General features: G+C 59.9%; 19 protein-coding genes and 1 tRNA gene. 9 read left to right on the plus strand and 11 right to left on the minus strand.

Annotation, left to right across the window (positions count from 1 at the left end; all coding sequences use genetic code 11):
• Window positions 1-405 precede the first annotated feature (405 nt).
• On the minus strand, window positions 406-4,029 hold the full coding sequence (locus FHU41_RS12305) for a S8 family serine peptidase (protein ID WP_179389929.1): 3,624 nt from the start codon (window positions 4,027-4,029) through the stop codon (window positions 406-408).
• Window positions 4,030-4,329: 300 nt separating this feature from the next.
• Here FHU41_RS12305 and FHU41_RS12310 point away from each other — a divergent pair, with 300 nt between their 5' ends.
• Window positions 4,330-5,742 carry an MFS transporter gene (locus FHU41_RS12310; RefSeq protein WP_179389930.1) on the plus strand — a complete coding sequence of 471 codons (1,413 nt, stop codon included), beginning with the start codon at window positions 4,330-4,332 and terminating at the stop codon, window positions 5,740-5,742.
• A 39-nt stretch (window positions 5,743-5,781) separates the two neighbouring features.
• Here the strand turns inward: FHU41_RS12310 and FHU41_RS12315 are convergent, their stop codons facing one another.
• The 3 genes from FHU41_RS12315 to FHU41_RS12325 form a co-directional block, all read right to left on the minus strand.
• Window positions 5,782-6,729: a TIGR01777 family oxidoreductase gene (locus FHU41_RS12315; RefSeq protein ID WP_179389931.1), complete on the minus strand. Its 948-nt coding sequence runs from the start codon at window positions 6,727-6,729 to the stop codon at window positions 5,782-5,784.
• The gene (locus FHU41_RS12320) at window positions 6,726-7,382 is read right to left on the minus strand and encodes a TetR/AcrR family transcriptional regulator (RefSeq protein WP_179389932.1); all 657 of its coding nucleotides are present in this window, start codon (window positions 7,380-7,382) and stop codon (window positions 6,726-6,728) included. The genes FHU41_RS12315 and FHU41_RS12320 overlap by 4 nt, the downstream gene beginning before the upstream one ends.
• A gap of 538 nt (window positions 7,383-7,920) precedes the next feature.
• The gene (locus FHU41_RS12325) at window positions 7,921-8,292 is read right to left on the minus strand and encodes a cupin domain-containing protein (RefSeq protein WP_179389933.1); all 372 of its coding nucleotides are present in this window, start codon (window positions 8,290-8,292) and stop codon (window positions 7,921-7,923) included.
• Window positions 8,293-8,350: 58 nt separating this feature from the next.
• Here FHU41_RS12325 and FHU41_RS12330 point away from each other — a divergent pair, with 58 nt between their 5' ends.
• Complete coding sequence (locus FHU41_RS12330) at window positions 8,351-10,609, plus strand: carbon starvation CstA family protein (RefSeq protein ID WP_179389934.1); 2,259 nt, start codon at window positions 8,351-8,353, stop codon at window positions 10,607-10,609.
• Entirely contained in the window at window positions 10,599-10,817 is a 219-nt protein-coding gene (locus FHU41_RS12335; RefSeq protein WP_179389935.1) for a YbdD/YjiX family protein, read from the plus strand. Before FHU41_RS12330 ends, FHU41_RS12335 begins: the two co-directional genes overlap by 11 nt.
• Here FHU41_RS12335 and FHU41_RS12340 read toward each other — a convergent pair.
• From FHU41_RS12340 to FHU41_RS12350, 3 genes are read right to left on the minus strand one after another with little or no spacing between them, the layout of a single operon-like run.
• The gene (locus FHU41_RS12340) at window positions 10,814-11,314 is read right to left on the minus strand and encodes a PaaI family thioesterase (RefSeq protein WP_179389936.1); all 501 of its coding nucleotides are present in this window, start codon (window positions 11,312-11,314) and stop codon (window positions 10,814-10,816) included. The two genes, FHU41_RS12335 and FHU41_RS12340, sit on opposite strands and share 4 nt — an antisense overlap.
• A gap of 36 nt (window positions 11,315-11,350) precedes the next feature.
• A complete protein-coding gene (locus tag FHU41_RS12345) occupies window positions 11,351-11,758 on the minus strand; it encodes an ImmA/IrrE family metallo-endopeptidase (protein ID WP_218847215.1) in 408 nt (135 codons plus the stop codon).
• 51 nt (window positions 11,759-11,809) lie between these two features.
• Window positions 11,810-12,343: a hypothetical protein gene (locus tag FHU41_RS12350; protein WP_179389937.1), complete on the minus strand. Its 534-nt coding sequence runs from the start codon at window positions 12,341-12,343 to the stop codon at window positions 11,810-11,812.
• A gap of 278 nt (window positions 12,344-12,621) precedes the next feature.
• Here FHU41_RS12350 and FHU41_RS15535 point away from each other — a divergent pair, with 278 nt between their 5' ends.
• The 3 genes from FHU41_RS15535 to FHU41_RS12365 are packed head-to-tail and all read left to right on the plus strand — an operon-like array spanning window position 12,622 to window position 13,987.
• Window positions 12,622-12,873 carry a helix-turn-helix domain-containing protein gene (locus FHU41_RS15535; RefSeq protein WP_179389938.1) on the plus strand — a complete coding sequence of 84 codons (252 nt, stop codon included), beginning with the start codon at window positions 12,622-12,624 and terminating at the stop codon, window positions 12,871-12,873.
• Window positions 12,874-12,927: 54 nt separating this feature from the next.
• The gene (locus FHU41_RS12360; protein ID WP_179389939.1) at window positions 12,928-13,518 is read left to right on the plus strand and encodes a bacterial proteasome activator family protein; all 591 of its coding nucleotides are present in this window, start codon (window positions 12,928-12,930) and stop codon (window positions 13,516-13,518) included.
• A 16-nt stretch (window positions 13,519-13,534) separates the two neighbouring features.
• Window positions 13,535-13,987: a hypothetical protein gene (locus FHU41_RS12365; RefSeq protein ID WP_179390446.1), complete on the plus strand. Its 453-nt coding sequence runs from the start codon at window positions 13,535-13,537 to the stop codon at window positions 13,985-13,987.
• Here the strand turns inward: FHU41_RS12365 and FHU41_RS12370 are convergent.
• Window positions 13,961-14,033, minus strand: a tRNA-Thr gene (locus tag FHU41_RS12370). The genes FHU41_RS12365 and FHU41_RS12370 overlap by 27 nt on opposite strands.
• 195 nt (window positions 14,034-14,228) lie before the next feature.
• Here FHU41_RS12370 and FHU41_RS12375 point away from each other — a divergent pair.
• A complete protein-coding gene (locus FHU41_RS12375; RefSeq protein ID WP_179389940.1) occupies window positions 14,229-14,945 on the plus strand; it encodes an HAD family hydrolase in 717 nt (238 codons plus the stop codon).
• Between the two features lie 7 nt (window positions 14,946-14,952).
• Here FHU41_RS12375 and FHU41_RS12380 read toward each other — a convergent pair whose 3' ends face one another.
• The 3 genes from FHU41_RS12380 to tmk all read right to left on the minus strand — a co-directional run bounded on the left by FHU41_RS12380 (window position 14,953) and on the right by tmk (window position 18,383).
• The gene (locus FHU41_RS12380; RefSeq protein WP_246279609.1) at window positions 14,953-16,530 is read right to left on the minus strand and encodes an alpha/beta hydrolase; all 1,578 of its coding nucleotides are present in this window, start codon (window positions 16,528-16,530) and stop codon (window positions 14,953-14,955) included.
• 63 nt (window positions 16,531-16,593) lie between these two features.
• Window positions 16,594-17,748, minus strand: coding sequence for a DNA polymerase III subunit delta' (locus FHU41_RS12385; RefSeq protein WP_179389941.1), 1,155 nt, complete (start codon window positions 17,746-17,748; stop codon window positions 16,594-16,596).
• Window positions 17,745-18,383, minus strand: a complete 639-nt coding sequence (gene tmk / locus FHU41_RS12390) for a dTMP kinase (protein WP_179389942.1) — start codon at window positions 18,381-18,383, stop codon at window positions 17,745-17,747. The genes FHU41_RS12385 and tmk overlap by 4 nt, the downstream gene beginning before the upstream one ends.
• 57 nt (window positions 18,384-18,440) lie before the next feature.
• Between tmk and FHU41_RS12395 the strand changes: the two genes are divergently transcribed.
• Both FHU41_RS12395 and FHU41_RS12400 read left to right on the plus strand, forming a co-directional pair.
• Window positions 18,441-19,622, plus strand: a complete 1,182-nt coding sequence (locus tag FHU41_RS12395; RefSeq protein WP_179389943.1) for a trans-sulfuration enzyme family protein — start codon at window positions 18,441-18,443, stop codon at window positions 19,620-19,622.
• Window positions 19,619-19,951: a DUF2516 family protein gene (locus FHU41_RS12400; RefSeq protein ID WP_343046326.1), complete on the plus strand. Its 333-nt coding sequence runs from the start codon at window positions 19,619-19,621 to the stop codon at window positions 19,949-19,951. The genes FHU41_RS12395 and FHU41_RS12400 overlap by 4 nt, the downstream gene beginning before the upstream one ends.
• The last annotated feature ends 47 nt before the right edge of the window (window positions 19,952-19,998 follow it).

Below are 19,998 nucleotides of genomic sequence, written 5' to 3' on the forward strand. Positions count from 1 at the left end.
CGGCGAGATGAAATTCAGGCTCAGCGCAACTGAGGATTGCTGAGGAGGCATGGAGATGCGGTTTCGATGTCGATCAGATCATTCCCCCAAGGTAAGGCCTATTCCGGGAGGTAGTGTCGGGGGAGGTCTTTTGAGACAACCCTTCTCTTACCTGCCGAAACAGTCGAACCGCGGCAAGTTTAGGCAGATCGATGAGCGCGCTGTTCCCCGATGTGAGATCTGGTCATCCGAGCCGGGTTCACTGGAATATAGCGTCACGCCTGGCAGCTATTTCGTAAATATCCGACAACTGGCAGCTCATCAATAAATCCGGGCCGGAGCGTAGCCTAGCCGGCAATACAGAGGGAGGGGATGCTCAGCATCCCCTCCCTCTGTATTGCCGGAGTTTATTGTCAGACTAGCTGGCTAGCGTTTCGGCCAGGCCTTGACCAGTAGTTGAGCGGTGCCGCTCTTACCGCTCGCATCGGCGACCTTGAGGGTGTGGGTTCCCACCGTCAACGACTTGGGCACGGTGACTAGGACGATCACATTGCCACGGGAGTCCGATTTTCCGGTACCTAGCACCGCGCCGTTTTCCGCGGTCACGGTGACCTTGGAGTTCGGGCTGAACTTCTGCCCGATGGCGATGGTGAAGGTGCCTTGGAAAACCGTCTTGGGTGCCAGGTAAACCGTGGGCTGAACCGGGTTGCTGGCCTTGATTGGAACAATCTCAGCCTTCTTCCCGCCGTCGCCGGTGGCGCTTAGATCGCCGGTGGCATTGTGGAAGTGCAGGAATAGCGCCTTGGCAGTGGTGTTACCCGGTGCGCGGTGGGCGTTGATTCCGGCATTGCTCTGATCGAAGAAGAGAGTGCTGGCACTGCCGTCTTCGAACCAGAGCGCGGGGTTCACCGGATCGTATTTCAGCGGGGCAGTCTGATCCACGGGGACCAGATTTCCGTCCTTCTCCTTGTAGATGGAGTAGGTGGAGACCTGGTAGGTGAACGGGGCTGCCTTTGACCCGTCAATACCCAGAATGGATGCCGGCACCGACAGCTTCATCACGTTGGAATCCATCGTGTTGGAATCCAACGAACCATCGAGTCCGTTGAGCGGCACGGTGCCGAGAGACTGCGCTGAACCATCCGCCAGGTACTTGGAGATGACCACCAGGGGCAAATCCAAGCCGGTAGCAGTCCCGGTGCGGAGCTGGAAGTCGTACACGCCGTCGTTATTGGTGTCGATATCGACGTAGACCGGCATGAACTTGGTCAGCGCCGCCCAGTTGCCCCAGGTGCTGATCCCGAAGGCGATCTCGCCATCCTTGACGTCCGCACCCAGCTGAGCAAGTGCCGGAATGGTCGAAGAAACCCCGACGTCCTGCAGATCCATCGAACGCATTGCCAGATTTTCCTTGGCATCCGCGGCTGCGGTCTCATCTAGCGTCTCGATCCGAGGGCTGGAGGTTTGCAGTTCGAAGGGAGCCACCAGAGCGTTGTAACCATTAGCGTCAACATTGCCCTGCTGAAGCATCCGACCGGTCAAAGCAACCGGAGCCTGGGTTGCCGTGCCGAAGTTCAGCACCTTGCCCGCCGTCATCGCTGACGTCGGCTTAGGAGCCGCATAAACCGGAACCCGCAGGCTCGGAGCGCCCGCGTTGGAGAGCTCCACTCGGCCGGAGGCTTCGGCAATAAACTGCCGCGCGGTGCCCAGCTGAGTGGCATCCATGGTCGGGTCCAGGGTCTTGCGCAATTGCTTCGGGTCGGCAATCTTGAGGGTTACCGTGAAGGTAGCGCTGCCGCCACTCTTCACCGAGACCGTCGGTGAAGTCACGTACTCCACACCCGGCACGGTAGTAGCGGGAAGATACTTCACCGCGTAGTTACGAGCCGGTCCACCGAAGCTCTTGACCGTCACCGATTTGGTGATGCTCAGGGGCTTATCGGCCAACTCAAGCACTCCGAAGTTAATGCTGGTCAGTTCCGCGTCGTCGGTGGCATAAGCCAGCACATTGGTGGTGGTTGCGTTCAGCGCATCAACTCGACCCGAGCCAACGCGGCCGGGGCCAAAGGCGAACTGTCCTTTGAATAGATCATGCGTTGCGGTGTTCATCACGATGGACTTGACCTGCAAAGCGGACAGCTTGGTCTGAGCCATCACCAGGGCCGCGATCCCCGCCACATGTGGAGTCGCCATCGAGGTGCCACTCTTCACGTTAGCCCCGTTGCCGGTACCAACTCCGGCGGAGCCGATCGAGGTGCCCGGTGCCGCAACATCGGGTTTAACGATGCCGTTGGAACCGTGCACACCACGAGAGGAGCTGGTGTTTAAGGTGTCCAGAGCGTTCGTAGCGCCACCTGCGGTGCCTCGGTACTCGGCCTTGAGCTGGAGCTTCAGCGTGCCAGCCTCTGCGGCCGGGCGCAATTGCTGAGAATAGGTCTTGTTCAGCTGAACGCCGGGGATGGTGGCGTTACCAGCAATGCCGGCGGCGAAGGCATCCAAAGTGGAATCCAGTACGACGCCGGTGGCACCGGCAGCCTGAGCATTATTGAACCGAGCAGCCGAGCCGCACTTACGAGTGGCATCGTTATCGTCCCAAGTCAGCCAGACCCAATTGCCCGCCACCCGGGCCGCATCGGCGGCGGAGAAGGCAGCGCAACCATCGGAGTTAGTTCCACTCGGTCCCATCACCACGGTGCCGGTAAGCTGCGCCGGGGTGACTGCGGGGTTAGTGAAGTCGAAGCTGGAGGAGTACTGACCAGCGGCTTGCCCAACGGTCGGGGCGAGCACATCAATGCGGTCCAGGGCGCTCTGCGAGCCAACCGAGTTTGCGACCGTGAGTGAGGTCTTGGCATTTCCCGGGGAGCCGCCAATATCGTAGAAATCTCCCGCATTACCGGAAGCCACTACGGACAGGACGCCGGTTTTCGTCAGCTCGTTGATGACGTCGTTCTCCGGGTCATCCGTCGGCGTGTAGTCCGAGCCGAGCGACATATTGACGATATCCGCGCGGTCGCTGAAGTTGCCATCACCGTTCGGGTCAAGCACCTTGTCCAGGGCATCAATCACTAGGTCGGTGCTGCCGCCGCAACCGAAGACTCGGAAGGAGTACAGCCCTGCCTCGGGAGCCGAACCGGGCCCGATGCGCAGGCCGTTGACCTGGTTTGCGTTCAGCTCGGAGTATTTTGGGTTTCCATTAGTGCCGGAAGTGAAAGTCGAACCATTTTCATTCACGCCATAACCGGCTGCGGTGCCCGCCACATGGGTGCCGTGCCCGCCGGTGACGCAGTCCAGCGGGTTCTGGTCTGGATGCGGGACTGGCTGGTAGCTGGGGCTAGTAGGGTCGGCGTTGTAATCATCGCCGGCTAGATCGTAACCACCGAGGAATTTATTGGGATCGTAAGTGCCCGCTACCAGGGTGGGGGAGGCGCTCGCCGTTGAGTAAGCCTCCTTGGTGCCCGGACCACCGAAGTCGGTGTGGGTGTAATCAAGGCCGCTGTCCACTACCGCGATCTTGATTCCCTTGCCGGTCTGTCCGGTCTGCGCCCAAGTGTTCAGCGCCCGAGTGTCGACGTCCGTGGACTTATTGTCCGGGATGCTCTTAGGCACAATCGGGGTGATTTTGACGACGTCGGTCCGCTTGGCTAGATCCCGGATGGCGTCGGCATCACCTTTGATAACGACGCCGGGAAGCGAGTTGGTGGTGGTGTAAAGCTTGGTTGCCGAGGCCTGCTGCGTCACGGACTGGGCAGTTTGTTCGATGTTCTTGCGGAGCTGTTTCACGGTTGCCGAGGCATTTACCGGACTGCTGATCTTCTGCTTAACAGCTTGGGACTGAGTCGCCGCGAAGGCACCCTGGCCGGAGAGCTGGACGTAGACCGAAACCGGGCCCTTAGCGTCTGCTAGATTTCCGCTGATCTTGTCCGCGGGAACTGTCACCGAGTTGTTGGCGTCATTGGTCGGATTCTTGGGGGCTTCTGTGGCCTGGGCTTGGAGCCCAGTTCCGCACAGAAGCGCGATGCCGGTGAGGCCAGCCACAGTGACTGCTCTCACTCGCCTTTTTGAGGCAAAGGTCATCTTCTTCCTTCACAACGGAGTCCGTCGCGGTGTGCCGCAACGGACGCATGTCTGCTCTCGTATCCGCGACTCTTGGCCGCAGCATCTTTCGAAGAGAACGGCCCTGATGGGTCGCTCTCACAAACACTACGGGACTAAGTCCTGGCTGTGAATGGGCTGTTCATAATTCATAGCAAGCTGGAAAAATGATTGCTATGAGCACCGATAGTGTTGCCTGACGCCCGTCGCTGCGCATAGCCTGAACGACGGCGCAACATGACGAAGTGGAGATTGCCAATGACTTTGACACACGATCCGGAGCGCGAGGCGCTCAAGGCCCGCTCGGTGGTGGGGAACATCCTCAGGGGCTCCGCAGGGAACATGGTTGAGTGGTACGACTTCTATTCCTTTACCGTTTTTGCTTCCTATTTCGGCCACGTCTTCTTCGCCAGTGGCTCCGAGGATAAGGACACCCTCGGTGTGCTGGGAGTTTTTGCGGCGAGCTTCATTATGCGACCGGTGGGTAGCTGGTTCTTTGGGCGTTATGCCGACCGAAACGGCCGCCGGGCGGCACTCACCTTGAGCGTCATTCTGATGGCGGGTGGCTCTCTGCTGATCGCCGTTTCGCCAGGAGTGGCACAGATCGGCGTCGGAGCCACGGTCATCCTGTTCCTGGCCCGATTGCTGCAAGGTTTCTCGGTGGGTGGCGAGTACGGTACTAGCGCCACCTATATGTCGGAGATGGCCACCCGAAACCGCCGTGGGTTCTTCTCCAGCTTCCAATACGTCACCTTAGTCAGCGGTCAGGTACTGGCGCTGCTGGTGCAGATTGTTCTGCAATCCGTGCTGAGTCAGGATGCGCTGCGTGAGTGGGGCTGGCGCATTCCGTTCGTGATTGGTGCGCTTGCCGCCGTTACGGTGATGTGGATTCGGCGAGGCATGGTCGAATCCGTGCCGCAAGCTCAGCTAGATGCCGCGAAGAATGCCAAGGCCGGTGAGGCTGCGCCGGGCACCTTCCGGCTGTTGTCCAGGTACTGGAAGCCTTTCCTTGTGGTGATCGGACTGACCATGGGCGGCACAGTAGCTTTCTACACGTTCACCTCTTATATGCAGATCCTGATGAACGGCACCCTCAAGGACAAGCCCACGGTGAGCTGGGTGAACTTCTTCGCGCTGTTGCTGTTTATGTTGTTGCAACCCGTGGCGGGCGCGCTTTCCGACCGGATTGGACGCAAGCCCTTGTTGCTCTGGTTCGGCATCGGCGGGGTTTTGCTGACCTGGCCAATAATGAGCGCGCTGAGCGGTACTAACAGCCCTGTGCTGTCCTTCTTGCTGATGATGTCGGCGCTGTTGATCGTGCTCGGCTACACCTCGATCAACGCATTGGTGAAATCGGAAATCTTCCCACGCGAAATCAGGGCACTGGGCGTTGGCTTGGGCTACGGCATCGCCAACGCGGTCTTCGGTGGAACCGCGCCCTATATTGGCAAGGCGCTGCACGAGGCGAAAGCCGACGGGGTTTTCTTCACCTACGTCACTGTGTGCATTGCGGTTTCGCTCGTCGTCTACATCTGGGCCTTCCGCAATAAGGGGCCGACTCAACTCGACAAGGAAGAGGGCAATGCCTTCGGTCCAGCCGAAGCCGCGGAATCGACCGAGTCCGCCGGAGCCGCGGAGTCCTCCGAATCGGCTGATCCCGCCTCGCGATAGTCCACTGACCTCGCGATAGCCTACTGGCTCGTCAGTGGGCTATCGCGAAGTCTTTGAGCTATCTTGAGCCGTGAGGATCGCCTGGAGCGCCGTCGAAAGCGTGGGGTATTTCCATTGGAAACCAGCCTGTGCCAGTTTGCGCGGCTCAACCCAGCGGCTCTTGAGTACCAGCTCCGGTTCGGTGCGAATCACCACCGCCCCGAACTCAAGGAGCCAGCGCGGGGTGGGAATCCCGAACGGAATTCGCAGTGCGCTGCGCACCTGGCGCATTAGTTCGGTGTTATCCACCACCTCGGGGCTGGCCAGGTTGACCGGTCCGGTAATTTCACGATGTTGATGAAGGAACAAAATTGCCTGAAAAACGTCCTCGACATGAATCCAGCTGTACTTCTGGGTGCCCTTAGCCATTCGTCCGCCCAGGCCGAAACGGCTCAGAATCTGGAAGGGCCTCATGACGCCCCCGCCTCCCGGCCCGCTCCTGCGGTCGGTTCTCGTGGCAGGGCCCATCACGATCGACATTCGCAGGGCAATCTTTCGGACTCCGGAGGTATCCGCTTGAGCCAGCGCCGCCTCCCAAGCCTTGGCTACCTCGACCGAGAAGCCTGAGCCTAGCTCGCCGTCGTCCTCGCTTTGGGCATGGTCCTCCGCGTGCCGGTAGATCGTCCCGGTGCTGGCATTGAACCAGTCCCGCGGAGGATGGGTGCAGGCGGCCAAGGCTCTGCCGAGTTCGCTCGTAGTTTCAGTTCGGGAGGCGAAGATCTCGGCCTTATTCGCTTCGTTGTAGCGGCAACTCACACTCTTTCCCGCGAGGTTCACCAGCAGCTCGCTGCCATCCAGGAGCTGGCTGAGCCCAGCGGTATCGCCCCAGCGGGCGGTCGCATTTCGGGCAATCAGGCGTACCTGCCAACCTTCTTCGACGAAACGACGGTGCAAGAACTTTCCAATAAAGCCGCTTGCTCCTGCCAGCACTACGACTTTTTCAGTCATGATCGAGCCTTCCGGATCAGACTCACCGCATCTTCAACGACTTTCCTTGCAATCGGTAGCTTGGCCAAAGTCAACAACCGGGTGATCAGGGGCGCGATGCCGTTCGCCAGTGCCTTACTTCGGTATTGATTCTCCGAACGGTCATTGACCCAGAAAAAGACGAGGGCCATATATCCGAGCCAGAGCAGCTCCGGTAAATCCTGTCTTAGGCTGGCGGGAGTCGCCGGGGAGGCGCCGTCCAAAGCGAGCCGGAACAGCTCAATGGCGTCCTCTCTGGAGTCGGAGGAAGCTTCGTGAAAGGGGCTGGCCGTGTTCGACGGCGAGATGGCAGTTTGCAGGAAAGCGGTACCGAAGTCGTGGTAAGGCTCCATGACGGTGAATCCGGCGGCGAACACGGCCTGAAGTCGCTTGCTGAGTGAACTTTCCGTGCGGATGGCGTTTATCGCGGTGGCTCGATGTTCGAGTTGGATTCTTGAATAGAGTTCCTGAACCAGATCATCCTTGGACTCAAAGTAGTAGTAGGCGCTGCCCAGGGAGATGCTGGCTTCCTGGGCTATTGCCCGCATAGTGGTTTTTTCGAAGCCACGTTCTCGGAACATGCCGAGCGCGGTATCTATCACCAATTGCCGGGTTTGCTCACTCTTCGCAGTCATGGTGTTGCTGCCGTCCTTGTGGTTTTTGTCGTTCTCGCCGTCTGAAGATCGTTGCCGTCTTCGTAATATTCGAACGTGTTCAAATATGAGTAAAGCAGATTATTTGAACATGTTCAAGTATTCGGGTCCGGGGCTGTTTCCGGGTCCGCTCCGGTTTCCGGCGTCGATTCCGCTCTGGGGTCGATCCGGTCCGGCATCCCGCTCGGGTCGATCCGGCGTCCGAGAGCGGGGACTGGGGACTGGGTGGAGCGATGGCGAACGAGCTGAGTAAACCGAGGAAGCGAGCCGACCAAGCGGGCCGACCAAGTGGGCCGATCGATTTGGGAGGTTGAGCGTGTACATCGAGTGTGGAGATCTGCATCTTTTGAGGCTCTCTTAGTGTGCAGATCTCCACACTCGATGACGGGGGTGTTGGGGCAAGAGGCACCTCGAGGGGAAACGGTAGCCCTAAGGGGAAACGGGTGCTCTAAGCGGGAGCAGCTGCAGAAAGGGGGAATAGCCGCAGAAAGGGAGAAAGGGGAAGAAAGGGGAAACGGGCTTAGGCGAGGGAATCGTCGTGCGAGGCGGTTAACTCGCCACCGGCTTCACCGGTATTGATGACTCCGGCTGGTTCGATCAGCATCACCCTGACCTGGCCGCCGTCGGTGATCGGGCAGTGCTCCACTCCACGTGGCACCACGAAAAGCTGGCCGGGGCCGAGCGAAACATTCCCATCGCGCAATTGAATGGTCAGCGAGCCGGAAAGTACCAGGAATAGCTCGTCGGTTTCCTGATGGCTGTGCCAGACGAACTCACCGTCCAGGCGGGCCAGTTTAATCTCGTAGTCATTCAGCCGGGCAATCACCTTAGGAGACCAAACCTCATCGAAATGACTGAAGCGTTCTTCAAGGTCAATGGCTTCTCGGTTCATCTCTTCAGTATGCCCCTCGGGTAGCCTGGTGTTCACAGCTGACTCTCAAGGAGGAGACATGGCCAAAGATACGTCTACGGCACTGCAACAGGATCCCGCTCTGCCGCCGGTGGCGGTGGATGCCGAGCGACTAGAGGCCGAGAGCCGGAAGTGGACTCCGGCGAAGGTTATCCTCTGGGTGCTGATCGCTCTGCTCGGCGGCTTCGCCTGGGTGATGATCGCGGTGGTCCGCGGTGAGACGGTGAATGCTATTTGGTTCGTCTTTGCGGCGGTATGCACCTACTTCATCGCCTATCGCTTCTACTCCAACTACCTTCAGAAATACCTGCTCAAACCGGACGATCGGCGAGCAACTCCGGCCGAGTACAAGGCTGACGGCAAGGACTATGCAGCCACCGATCGAAGGATCCTCTTCGGGCATCACTTTGCCGCTATCGCCGGAGCCGGTCCGCTGGTGGGCCCGGTGCTGGCCGCACAGATGGGCTACCTGCCGGGCACGCTCTGGATCATCGTGGGCGTGGTGCTAGCCGGGGCGGTTCAGGATTATTTGGTGATGTTCTTCTCGATGCGCCGCGGCGGCCGTTCACTCGGCCAGATGGCTCGCGATGAGCTTGGCGTTATCGGCGGCACAGCTGCTTTGATCGCCACCATCGTCATTATGGTCATCATCGTGGCGATCCTTGCCTTGGTGGTGGTGAACGCGCTGGCGGAGAGCCCTTGGGGTGTTTTCTCGGTCTCGATGACCATCCCGATTGCGCTCTTCATGGGCTGCTATTTGCGGTTCATTCGGCCCGGTAAGGTCACCGAGATTTCGATTATTGGCTTTGCCCTACTGATGCTGGCGATAATCGGCGGCGGCTGGGTCAGCCACACCGAGTGGGGGGAGGCCTTCTTCCACTTGGACAAGGTGACCATCGCCTGGGGCATCATCATCTACGGCTTCATCGCAGCCGTACTGCCGGTCTGGCTGCTATTGGCTCCGCGCGACTACCTCTCAACCTTTATGAAGGTCGGGGTGATCGTGATGCTAGCTCTAGCCATCATCATTGTCCGCCCAGAGATCCAGGTGCCAGCCTTCAGCGAGTTTGCCAGCAAGGACAATGGCCCGGTTTTCACCGGATCGATCTTCCCCTTCCTCTTCGTCACGATAGCCTGCGGGGCGTTATCCGGCTTCCATGCATTAATTTCCTCTGGAACCACGCCTAAGTTGATCGAAAAGGAGCGGCAGACTCGGTTCATCGGTTACGGCGGCATGTTGATGGAATCCTTCGTTGCCATCATGGCCCTGGTCGCTGCGCTCTCCATTGATCGCGGCATCTACTTCGCTATGAACTCCTCAGCCGGGGCAACCGGTGGAACCGTGGAGGGCGCCGTTGCCTTCGTGAATTCCTTAGGCCTGAGCGGCGTTGACCTGAACCCGGATCTGCTCACTCAGACCGCGCAAAACGTTGGTGAGCAATCGATCATCTCTCGCACCGGCGGCGCCCCGACCCTTGCGGTGGGCTTGGCGCAGATCATGCACCAGTTTGTTGGCGGCCAGGCCTTCATGAGCTTCTGGTATCACTTCGCCATTATGTTCGAAGCTCTCTTTATCCTGACCGCGGTCGACGCCGGTACTCGGGTTTCGCGGTTCATGCTGCAGGATGCTCTGGGCAACTTCATACCCAAGCTCAAGGACACTTCCTGGCGCCCAGGAGCCTGGGCCACCACCGCGATTATGGTGATCGCCTGGGGCGCCGTGTTGCTAATGGGAGTAACCGATCCACTCGGCGGAATCAACACTCTCTTCCCGCTATTCGGCATTGCCAATCAGCTGCTGGCGGCAATTGCGCTCGCAGTTTGCCTGGTGATCGTGGCTCGGAACGGTAGCTGGAAATATCTTTGGATCGTGGGCTTGCCGCTAGCCTTCGCTGCCGTGGTGACCATTACGGCGTCGTATCAGAAGATCTTCTCGCCGGTGCCCGCGGTCGGCTACTTCGCACAGAATGCAGCCTTCTCTCAGGCACTGGCCGACGGCAAGACCTCCTTCGGCACCGCCAAAACGGTACCCGCCATGGAAGCTGTGATTCGAAACACCATGATCCAAGGAGTGCTTTCGGTGATCTTCGTGGTGCTTTCGATCATCGTGATCTTGGTGGCTCTGTGGATGACCGCGCGAGCCTTCAGGGATCGGACCGTGACGAGCAATGAAGACCCGGCCGTGCGGTCGAAGATCTTTGCTCCAGCGGGCCTCATTGCCAGTGCGGCGGAGAAGGAAATTCAAGCCGAATGGGACGCGTTACCCGAGGCGGAGCGGAGGGTTAGTCATGGACACTAATCCGACCGCGGGGCAGGGCGGCGCGATTCGAAAACTGATCGGATCGCTGTCCTGGTATGTCAAGGGCGTGCTGGGCGAGGATTCCTATCTCAAGTACCGTGAGCATCGGCTGGCCACCCATCCGGGAGTGCCGATGCTCACGGAGCGTGAGTTCTGGCGGGACAAAATGGACCGGCAAGATGCAAATCCACAGGGCAGGTGCTGCTAGTACGGGAAGACTAAGAGGGTGCTGGAAGCGGTAGCGATCAACTTCCCAGCCGCATCAAAGACTTGACCTTCGGCGAAGGCGGCTCGACTGCCCGGTTTTGTCACCAGCCCGACGGCGGTTAGCTCCCCGGTGCTGGCGAGCACCGGTCGGAGGTAACTGATCTTGATTTCCAGTGAGGTGTAACCCTGACCCTGCGGGAGGGTGGTTTGAACGGCACAGCCGCAGACCGAGTCCAGCAGGGTGCAGACCACGCCACCGTGCACCGTGCCGATGGGGTTGTACTGAGACTCATCGGGGAGGCAGCTAAAGGTGACCTTGCCTGTTTCAGCCGAGACCGCCGTCATATTCATCAGCCCGGTGATGGGTGGCGGCGGAATCTTTCCATCAATCATGGCTTGCATGTATTCCAAGCCGCTCATGGTCTTGCTCAACTCGGCGCCGATCATCGGATCCTGCCAGCTGAGAGAGCGACTGCGTTCTGTTGTCGAATTGTCCATGGACCTAAAGTACCGCAGACGTTACTCGTCGGTAGGTTAATCCGCTCCGGTATCACAATAGGCCTTGGCAAAGAGCCTGCTTTGTTTTTTATCGAGGTGGTTGATCCGGTCTTTGAGTACCGAGGTGGTGACCCAGAGGCTGTCTGCGAGCTCTTCGATGGAGAGCGCCCAGCGTTTATGTCGGAGCAGTTCATCGAAGGGGATTAGCCGCCGGGCGGTCTCTGCCCGGACGGCTTCTTCGATTGCCGCACTCTGCCTGCTGGTATGCCCTCTTTCGATGTGGATCAGCTCGTGGGTGAGCGAACAGCGCCGCTCGACCTGGAAGAGGCGACGATCCAGCCAAATCTGCGAGACGCCGTCGGTCAGCGCGCTTTTGTGATTTAGCTCAGTCCAAATCACGGTGATCTGCGGCATCTCCCGCAGCAAGCGCCAAGGGTGGAACATGCTGCAATCATATGCAAGGGCTCTGACAGTGAGCCGGGCTACGGGCTGTTCTTATTTCCTGCGCCAGCGCTGCTTGGACTCTTGAGTTTCTTCGCCGATGGTGTCGAAACCCTGTTCGGCTTGTTTGCCCGCGCTATCGCTGGAGTCTGCCGCGAGTGAGAGTTCGTCGGAGGACTTTTTCGAGGCTTTTCTGACGTCCTTGCTACTGGCCGGAGCTGCATCCTCTGCGGATTCCGAGACTGCGGTTCTGATCAATCTCAGCAGCGCCTCGGTCATCTCGGATGACAGGTTCTCGGTGCGCTCCGGGAGTCTGGTGGCGAGTTCTGAGTTGACGCCTTCGACGTCCAATCCGAGGTCCACGGCATAGGCGAGGATGACTTCACGGACCGGAATTTTCAGCATCTCACTGAGCGCGCGAAAGGTATCGGTGTTCTTCGGCCAGCTTTTCGGTCCAGAGTTCGCCAACTCATGGAGGTATTGAAATTTCAAGCTGTAGCCGGCCGATTCTGCCCTGGCAGCGAGGTCTCGATAGGACAGTCCGGAAGCGGCCCGCTCGGTCCTAATCAATTCACTGATCGATTGCATTCGGCTAAATCTCTTCCATGGGAGCTGGCAACCCCTGTTCGGGTTGTCAGTTGACGACACGAAAAGCTTACCTAACCGTCTACTAAAAGTTGATGATGTGGCGGTGTTAATTCTCAACGTTCTAAAGGCAATCGCGCCTTGGGCCCCAGCTAGGCGTCTACCAATTGTCATAAGATCGTATACCACTAATTGACATAAAATAAACCAGTAAGGGACACTTATCGCAGTTTTATCCATTTGTTAGGAGGTGTGAGGTGAGGCTAAAGAGCGCAGAAACTATGCGTGCATTGATGAGGCAAGAGAATTTGTCCATCGGTGCTTTGGCGACTGACGCTAAGTGCTCGAAGGGGTTCATCTCGCATTTATTGGCGGGGCGACGGACCTCCTGTACAGCGGGTTTGGCTGCTCGGATCTGCCAAGTTCTGGGGGTGCCGTTGACCGTGCTCTTTGAGATGGCCAGGCCGGTTGATCCGGATGCTCTGACCAGGCTGCGTAAATTGAATAGACTCCCTCACCGCGAACCTCGTTAGCTGTGCTGGGGAACAGCAGATGGGTAGCTCGGCTGCTCGTGAGAGGATTGCATTATGAGCGATCCCTATCCCGAGAACTCGCAGGAATCCGCTGCAGAAGGTCGACCGGCGGCCGGCGATAATCCTGCCCAGCAGGAACCTTTGCGCCCTCGTAACGGGGTGCAGGAACTGGTGGACGAGCCCGCTAAGGTAATGCGGATCGGAACGATGGTCCGTCAGCTGTTGGAGGAAGTGAAGAGTGCGCCCCTCGATGAAGCTGCGCGAACTCGACTGGCTGAGATTCACCAGCGATCCATTAAGGAACTCGAGGATGGCCTGTCTCCAGACTTGGTGCAGGAATTGCACCGAATCAGCCTGCCCTTCACCGATGACGTGGTGCCTTCCGAGGCCGAGCTGCGGATCGCGCAGGCGCAGTTGGTGGGCTGGCTAGAAGGACTCTTTCACGGCATCCAGACGGCCATGGCAGCCCAGCAGCTCGCCAACCAGCACACCGCCGCGCAGCTTCAGCTGCGTCAGCTCCCACCGGGCACCATGATCGCCCCCGGAGTGGTGATCGGAGAGAACGGTGAGCCGCAGCGAGCCCCCGGTCATTCGCAAGCTCCTGCGCAAGATGACGGTGCGCAATCGCCCGGACAGTATCTCTGAGTAGGGCTCACCGGTGATGGCGCTTTTCGGCAGATTCTCCGCAGCGCGCCGTGATGAGTCCGAGCTTGGCCGCGGACTATGGCGGCGGGCGCATGATCGGTTTCGCCGTGGCCTGGATAGATTCCATCAGATGCTAGAAGGCATTGATCAAGACGAGCTGCTTGAGCAGCTAGTGCCGGTGGCCAATGAATTAGCGGATCTGCTGCCCAGAGTGCGCACGGTGTGTGTGGCTGCGCAGCGACGGGCGCCCAGCGAGGGGCTTGACGTGCCCCCGGGGCGATTCACCGAGATTCATCGCGAACTCACCAGGGCCGGAACTGCTCTGGCCACTGCCGCCGAGGCCGTGGCAATGGCTAGGTTGACGGGGGAGCTGCAGGCGGTGGACGCCGTCGCGCGCCGGGCTGCACAGGTTACCGGGCACATTGAGACGGCCGAAAGACTGAGCCTCCTAACAGAATCGAACTGTTGACCTTTTCATTACGAGTGAAACGCTCTACCGACTGAGCTAAGGAGGCGTGGTCGTCCCCAGCCAAGGCTGGAACGACGCACCAAACAACTCTAAGTGAGACTCTCGGCTGGGTCAAAACGTTTCCCGCTGTTCACCCGGCTTTCTCCCGGCATTCAAGGTCCCGCCCGCTGCTGCGGGCATCCTGGAATGGACAACACGGTGGTTGGCCAGGGTGCTTTCGCCACTAACGGAGGGGAGCAGCATGAGCTTTGCGAAGCAGAGAAGTGAAGGGCAGGCTCCGGCATCCGAGCTCAGGCTCGCCGTCCTGGACATGTCCGGCACGACGGTGACCGATGGTGGCTTGGTGGAAGAAGCCTTTGCCGGGGCGGTGGCTCCCGAAGGAGTTCTCCGGGGCAGCGAGCGGTTCCACACCATGCTCGAATACTTTCGAGAAAACATGGGCCTGTCCAAGATCTCGGTTTTCCAAAACCTCTTCAGCGACAGCCCGGAGAAAGCCGAACGGGTCAACCGATCCTTCGAGCAGGGCTATGACCAGGTAATTTCTGCCGGTGGCTTACAAGCCATCCCCGGTGCCGAAGCCACCATTGACCACCTCCGCAGCGACGGCATCAAGGTATGCCTGAGCACCGGATTCGCTCGCCACACCCAGAACAGCATGTTGGAGTCGCTGGGCTGGATGGGCCTGGCGGATCTGAGCCTCTGCCCCGCGGATGCGGGCCGTGGTGGCCCCTATCCGGACATCATCCTGACCGCCGTATTGGCCCTGGACCTCGCGGACGTACGACAAGTCCTGGTACTGGGGGATACCACCTCGGATATCCAATCCGGGCTGCGTTCCGGGGCGTCCCTGGTAGTGGGGGTGCGCACCGGTGTGCATACAGAGGCTGCGCTGAGAGTGGCCGGGGCGCACGACGTCGTGCCCTCCGTTGCCGAACTCCCCACCTTGCTAGTGGGCTAAGCCGGAGCTAGCACTGCAAGCCATCTTTCGGGGTGCTGCCATCCACAAAGTAGGAGTCCACGGCGTTCTGCACACAGGCATTGGAACGCCCATAGGCGGTGTGTCCGTCGCCGTCCCAAGTGACCAATACTCCGGAAGCCAACTGCTTCCGCAGGGCCTGCGCCCACTGATAGGGCGTGGCTGGATCACGAGTGGTGCCGATCACCACAATGGGGCCGGTACCTTTGGCCGCGATGGGGTGCGGGGTGACCTTGGATTTATAGGGCCAGTCCTTGCAGGTCAATCCCGAGTAGCCCAGGTATTTACCGAAGGTGGGGGAGGCGGCTTGCAGGGCCTTCGATTCGGCGCGCAGGGCGGTGATATCGGTGGTCATTTGGTAGTCCAGGCAATTGATTGCGGTGAAGGCGAAGGCGGAGTTAGAACTGTACTTTCCGGTGTTCGGATCGCGGTCCGCTGCGTAATCGGCCAGCGACATCATGGCATTCGGATCACCGTTGAAGGCATCGGTCAGGGCCTTCTGCAGGACGTCCCACAAATCTGTGGAGTACATTGCCAGCGATAGCCCCGAGCTGAAACCCGAGCCGGTGAGCAGGCGCCCATCCTGCGTCTTCTGGGGAGTTTTCTCGTAGCTGGCATTGAGGTCTCTGATTTGTTGCACGGCCTCGTCGGCGGTTCCTCGCACTGGGCAATCGGCGGACTGGACGCATTGCTCGGCCCAGGAGTGCAGTGCCGCCTCGAAGGCTTTGGCCTGGCCCATGCCCAGGGTCTCCACGGTCAGAGTCGGATCCAGCGCACCGTCAAGGACGAATTTGCCCACTTTGCTCGGGAATAGATCGGCATAGCTGGCCCCGAGCTTGGTGCCGTAGGAGAAGCCCAGGTAGTCCAGCTTCTGCTCGTTCAGCACGCCGCGCAAAATGTCCATGTCCTTGACCGAGGAAACTGTGTCCACGAAACCTAGGACGTCTCCGGTGTTCTTCACACACTGCGCCACATCGCTCTTATTCTGAGTCTCGTAGGCAGCCAAGCCGGCATTGGTGTCCAGGTCGTAGTCTTGCTGGCGTTCCTCATCCATGGCTGCGTCACTAATGCACTTCACCGGAGCCGAACGTTTCACCCCGCGCGGGTCGAAGCCGACGATATCGTAGGAGCCGCGCAGCTTCGAGGAAAACAAGCTGCTGCTGTCGGCGACCATATCGTAGCCGGAGCCGCCTGGACCACCGGGGTTGATCAACAGGGAGCCCTTTTTGGTGCCACTGGCGGGCAGCTTCACCACCGCGAGTTCAATGCTCTGCCCCTCCGGATGGCTGTAGTCCATCGGCACCTTGACCTTGGCGCAGCGCATCGCTTGCTCGCAACTGGTCCAGGTCACCTGCTGGGTGTAGAACTCCAGCAGGTTCTGCGGAACGTCCTGGATCGCCGTCGGGTCCTGGCTGCCTTGAGTATTCGTGCCGGTACCCGGGAAAAGCGGGACGCAGGCAGTGAGGCTGAGTAAGCCAATCACGACGACGGTGAGCGACTTGGTAGCTCGGCTGAGCAACCGGGGCGGACGAGCGGTCTTCATAGCGGCTCCTGCATCGGTGGGCATACCGCTTAAATCTATCCTGCTCGGGCCGTGCCAGCTCACTGGTCGGGGATTTTCGAGCAGGATTTATAACAGGCTGACCGTCATCGCCTCAATGGCCAGCAGCGGTGCCACGTTCGTGCTGACAATTCGTCGGCGCACCTCATTGATCGCTTCGATCCTGTTCAGGCTTTGCTCCGAGCTGCCCTGGGCCGCGAAGGTGCTCAGCTCGGTGCGCATACCGGAGTTCACCAGTTCGTCATCGCTTGCCCGGTTATCCGAGAGCTGAAGCAGCATCACGTCACGATAAAAGGAGATCAGATCGGTCAGCGCTCGGTCTAAGGTATCGGTAATGGAGCGCTTTGAACGGCGTTTCTGGTCTTCCTCCAACTGCCGAACCTGGGCGCGTAGCGATGGCGGTAGGGTACCGCTCTCCGGCGCACCCAATGAACGCAGCAACTGCTCTTTTTCCGCAGCGTCTCGTTGCTCATTGGAGGATGCCGCCTCCGCGGTGGCCAATTCGACCAGCGAGGCCGCTGCTTTGACCGCGCCGGATACCCCGCGCAAACTGAGTGGCAGCCTGACGATGGCGTCCCGGCGTCCGCGCGCGCCCTCGTCTCGTGCCAAACGCCGGGCAATGCCTACGTGGCTCTGCGCCGCCCGCGCAGAGGCGAGTGCTAAAGCCGGCTCCACGCCGTCGCGTCGCACCAGTAAATCGGCAACATCCTTGACTGGCGGCACCCGCAAGGTCACCATTCGGCAGCGTGAACGGATGGTGACCAGCACATCGGCCGGGCTGGGAGCGCAGAGCACCCAAATGGTCCTTGGCGGGGGCTCTTCAATGGCTTTGAGCAGCACATTGGTGGTGCGTTCCACCATCCGGTCGGCATCGCCAATGATGATGATTCGCCAGCGCGCGGAAGCCGGCCGGTCTTGAGCCTTAGTCACCAGCTCCCGGGCTTCTTCGATGCTGATGGTGGTCTTTTCGGTTTCCAGCACGGTGACATCGGAGTGAGTTCCGGCCAGCACGGTGTGGCAGGCGTGGCATTCTCCGCAACCGCGATTCACCGGATCCGGTTGCTCACAGACCAGCGCGGCGGCAAAGGCCCGCGCCGCATTGGAACGCCCCGATCCTGGTGGCCCGGTGAGCAACCAGGCATGGGTCGGAGTGTCTTCCAGGGTGGCGCGACGCAATTGCTCCACCACCGGCCCCTGGCCTTGAACATCGTCCCAGACGCTCATAACAGCTCCCGAACCCTTTGCAGGATAACGCCGTGCAGTTCCTCCACCGGGCTCCTGGCGTTGAGCACTAGGTAATCCCGCGGCCGTGCTTGCGCAAGGTTCAGAAAGGCCGTTCGGATCCGTTCATGGAAATTATCAGGTTCGGACTCAAGCCGGTCCGGCTCCGCCTCCGCTCGGCGTTCCCTAGCCTCTTCGGGGGCGACGTCGAGCAGCACCGTGAGTGCGGGGAGTAGATCGGAGGTGGCCCATTCATTGAGTTCCCTGATCCGCTGCTCGCCCAGTTCCCGCCCCGCGCCCTGATAAGCCACCGAGGAATCAATATAACGATCGGTGATCACGATTTTTCCCTCGGCCAGGGCGGGGCGAATCAATTGCTCGGCGTGCGCGGCCCGGGAGGCGGCAAAAATCAGAGCTTCGGTGCGCGCATCGATCTCGCCCTGACCATGGTCTAGCACAATGCTCCGCAGCTTTTCACCCACTTCGGTGCCACCCGGTTCCCGGGTTCGGACCACCCGGTACCCACTCGACTGCAAGGCCTGGGCGAGTAAATTGGCCTGCGTAGATTTACCCGCGCCATCGCCGCCCTCGAGCGCGATGAAGAGGCCGCCGCTTGTGGAGTGGGTGCTTGTGCTCACTCACCAAGCCTATCGACAATCACCGACAAGCCGTTTCTGCGCCACTAAGCTGGGGGAATGGAAGAAACCGGACGGAAACCAACCGCACATCTCCCGCTCGCGCCAGACACCGTAGTGGTCAGCTCAGGGCGGCCACCGCGTGAGCATGATGCTCCCGTCAATCCGCCTATTGTGCTTTCTTCGACCTTCCACGGGAGCGGTCCGGTGGTTGATGGTGACCGCGCCTATGGTCGGTATTCCAATGTGAGCTGGGACCCCTTCGAAGCCGCGCTTGCCGAACTGGAAGGTGCTGAGCTGCCAGCTTTGTTGTTTTCCTCTGGCTTGGCGGCGGCTTCGGCGGCGATGGAATTAGTCCCGCCGGGCGGTGTACTGGTAATTCCTCGGCATGCTTATCAAGGCTCCCTGGTAATGGCGACGGAACTCGCGGCCAAGGGCATTTTCGAGTTGCGAGTGGTGGATATCGCGGAAACTGAGCAGGTCGTCGCGGCGCTCGCTGGGGTCAGCGTGCTCTGGCTGGAGAGCCCGACCAACCCGATGCTGGAGATCGCCGACGTGCCGGCGCTGGTTTCGGCTGCGAAAGCCGCGAACCCCGAGGCCGTGGTGGTGATGGACAATACTTTCGCGACGCCTTTGGTGCAGCGCCCGCTCGCCTGGGGCGTCGACGTCGTACTTCATTCCGTGACCAAATATCTGGCCGGGCATTCCGATGTGGTGCTGGGTGCGCTGGTGACTTCTAACGCCGCATTGCGGGCGAAGCTTTTGCATCATCGTTCCATCCACGGCGGAATTGCCGGGCCGTTTGAAGCTTGGCTGGCATTGCGCGGCTTGCGTACGCTAGCGCTCCGGGTGGAACGCTCCCAGGCCAGTGCCGGGATCCTCGCGGAGCGGCTACTGGGGCATCCGGGGGTGGAAGCGGTGCGTTATCCCGGGCTGCCGAGTGATCCTGGGCACCAGCGGGCCAGCGCGCAAATGGTCGGATTCGGTTCGATTGTCTGTTTTCAGGTACCTGGCGGAGAAGCGGCCGCCACCGAGGTGGTGGATCGACTTGCTTTATGGACGCCCGCGACCTCCTTGGGTGGGGTGGAATCCTTGGTGGAACGCCGACGTCGGCACTCCAATGAGCCGCGCACGGTACCGGAGAATCTCTTGCGGCTAAGTGTCGGCATCGAGAACGTCGAGGATCTCTGGGCGGATTTGTCCCAGGCTTTGGGTGCTGTCCAGGATAGGCTGGGCTCGTGATTGCTGGATTGATTTCTTATTGGATCATGCTGCTGGCCGGGCTGATCGCCCTCGCGGTACAGATCTGGGCCGTGGCCGATTGCCTGATGGCTAAGCCGAGCGACTTCGAGCGCGCCGATAAGCGGAGCAAGGGCTTTTGGCTGGCGATTACGGTGGCTTCCGCCATTATGGGGCTGCTTTATTTGATTGCCCCGATACCTAGCTTCTCCACCCTGCTCGAAGTGGCTGCCTGCGTGGCCGCCGGTGTTTATTTGGCCGATGTGCGGCCCACGCTGCGTCAAGTGCGTCGCGGCGGAAACCGTCCGATGGGTCCTTACGGACCGTGGTAACGAGCTAGGTCTTTAAGCCCGGCTTCGTCTTTTTATTCCTGAATCGA

The organism is Psychromicrobium silvestre (genome assembly GCF_013408295.1).
Taxonomy (GTDB): Bacteria; Actinomycetota; Actinomycetes; order Actinomycetales; family Micrococcaceae; genus Renibacterium; species Renibacterium silvestre.

Bases quoted from the DNA above. Each gene is read 5' to 3' on its own strand.
- FHU41_RS12340 (WP_179389936.1), bottom strand. From the start codon at position 11,314: ATGGACAATTCGACAACAGAACGCAGTCGCTCTCTCAGCTGGCAGGAT.
- FHU41_RS12320 (WP_179389932.1), bottom strand. From the start codon at position 7,382: ATGACTGCGAAGAGTGAGCAAACCCGGCAATTGGTGATAGATACCGCG.
- FHU41_RS12380 (WP_246279609.1), bottom strand. From the start codon at position 16,530: ATGCCCACCGATGCAGGAGCCGCTATGAAGACCGCTCGTCCGCCCCGG.
- FHU41_RS12330 (WP_179389934.1), top strand. From the start codon at position 8,351: ATGGCCAAAGATACGTCTACGGCACTGCAACAGGATCCCGCTCTGCCG.
- FHU41_RS12360 (WP_179389939.1), top strand. From the start codon at position 12,928: ATGAGCGATCCCTATCCCGAGAACTCGCAGGAATCCGCTGCAGAAGGT.
- FHU41_RS15535 (WP_179389938.1), top strand. From the start codon at position 12,622: ATGCGTGCATTGATGAGGCAAGAGAATTTGTCCATCGGTGCTTTGGCG.
- FHU41_RS12335 (WP_179389935.1), top strand. From the start codon at position 10,599: ATGGACACTAATCCGACCGCGGGGCAGGGCGGCGCGATTCGAAAACTG.
- FHU41_RS12310 (WP_179389930.1), top strand. From the start codon at position 4,330: ATGACTTTGACACACGATCCGGAGCGCGAGGCGCTCAAGGCCCGCTCG.
- FHU41_RS12345 (WP_218847215.1), bottom strand. From the start codon at position 11,758: ATGTTCCACCCTTGGCGCTTGCTGCGGGAGATGCCGCAGATCACCGTG.
- FHU41_RS12395 (WP_179389943.1), top strand. From the start codon at position 18,441: ATGGAAGAAACCGGACGGAAACCAACCGCACATCTCCCGCTCGCGCCA.
- FHU41_RS12350 (WP_179389937.1), bottom strand. From the start codon at position 12,343: ATGCAATCGATCAGTGAATTGATTAGGACCGAGCGGGCCGCTTCCGGA.
- FHU41_RS12375 (WP_179389940.1), top strand. From the start codon at position 14,229: ATGAGCTTTGCGAAGCAGAGAAGTGAAGGGCAGGCTCCGGCATCCGAG.
- FHU41_RS12325 (WP_179389933.1), bottom strand. From the start codon at position 8,292: ATGAACCGAGAAGCCATTGACCTTGAAGAACGCTTCAGTCATTTCGAT.
- FHU41_RS12315 (WP_179389931.1), bottom strand. From the start codon at position 6,729: ATGACTGAAAAAGTCGTAGTGCTGGCAGGAGCAAGCGGCTTTATTGGA.
- FHU41_RS12385 (WP_179389941.1), bottom strand. From the start codon at position 17,748: ATGAGCGTCTGGGACGATGTTCAAGGCCAGGGGCCGGTGGTGGAGCAA.
- FHU41_RS12365 (WP_179390446.1), top strand. From the start codon at position 13,535: ATGGCGCTTTTCGGCAGATTCTCCGCAGCGCGCCGTGATGAGTCCGAG.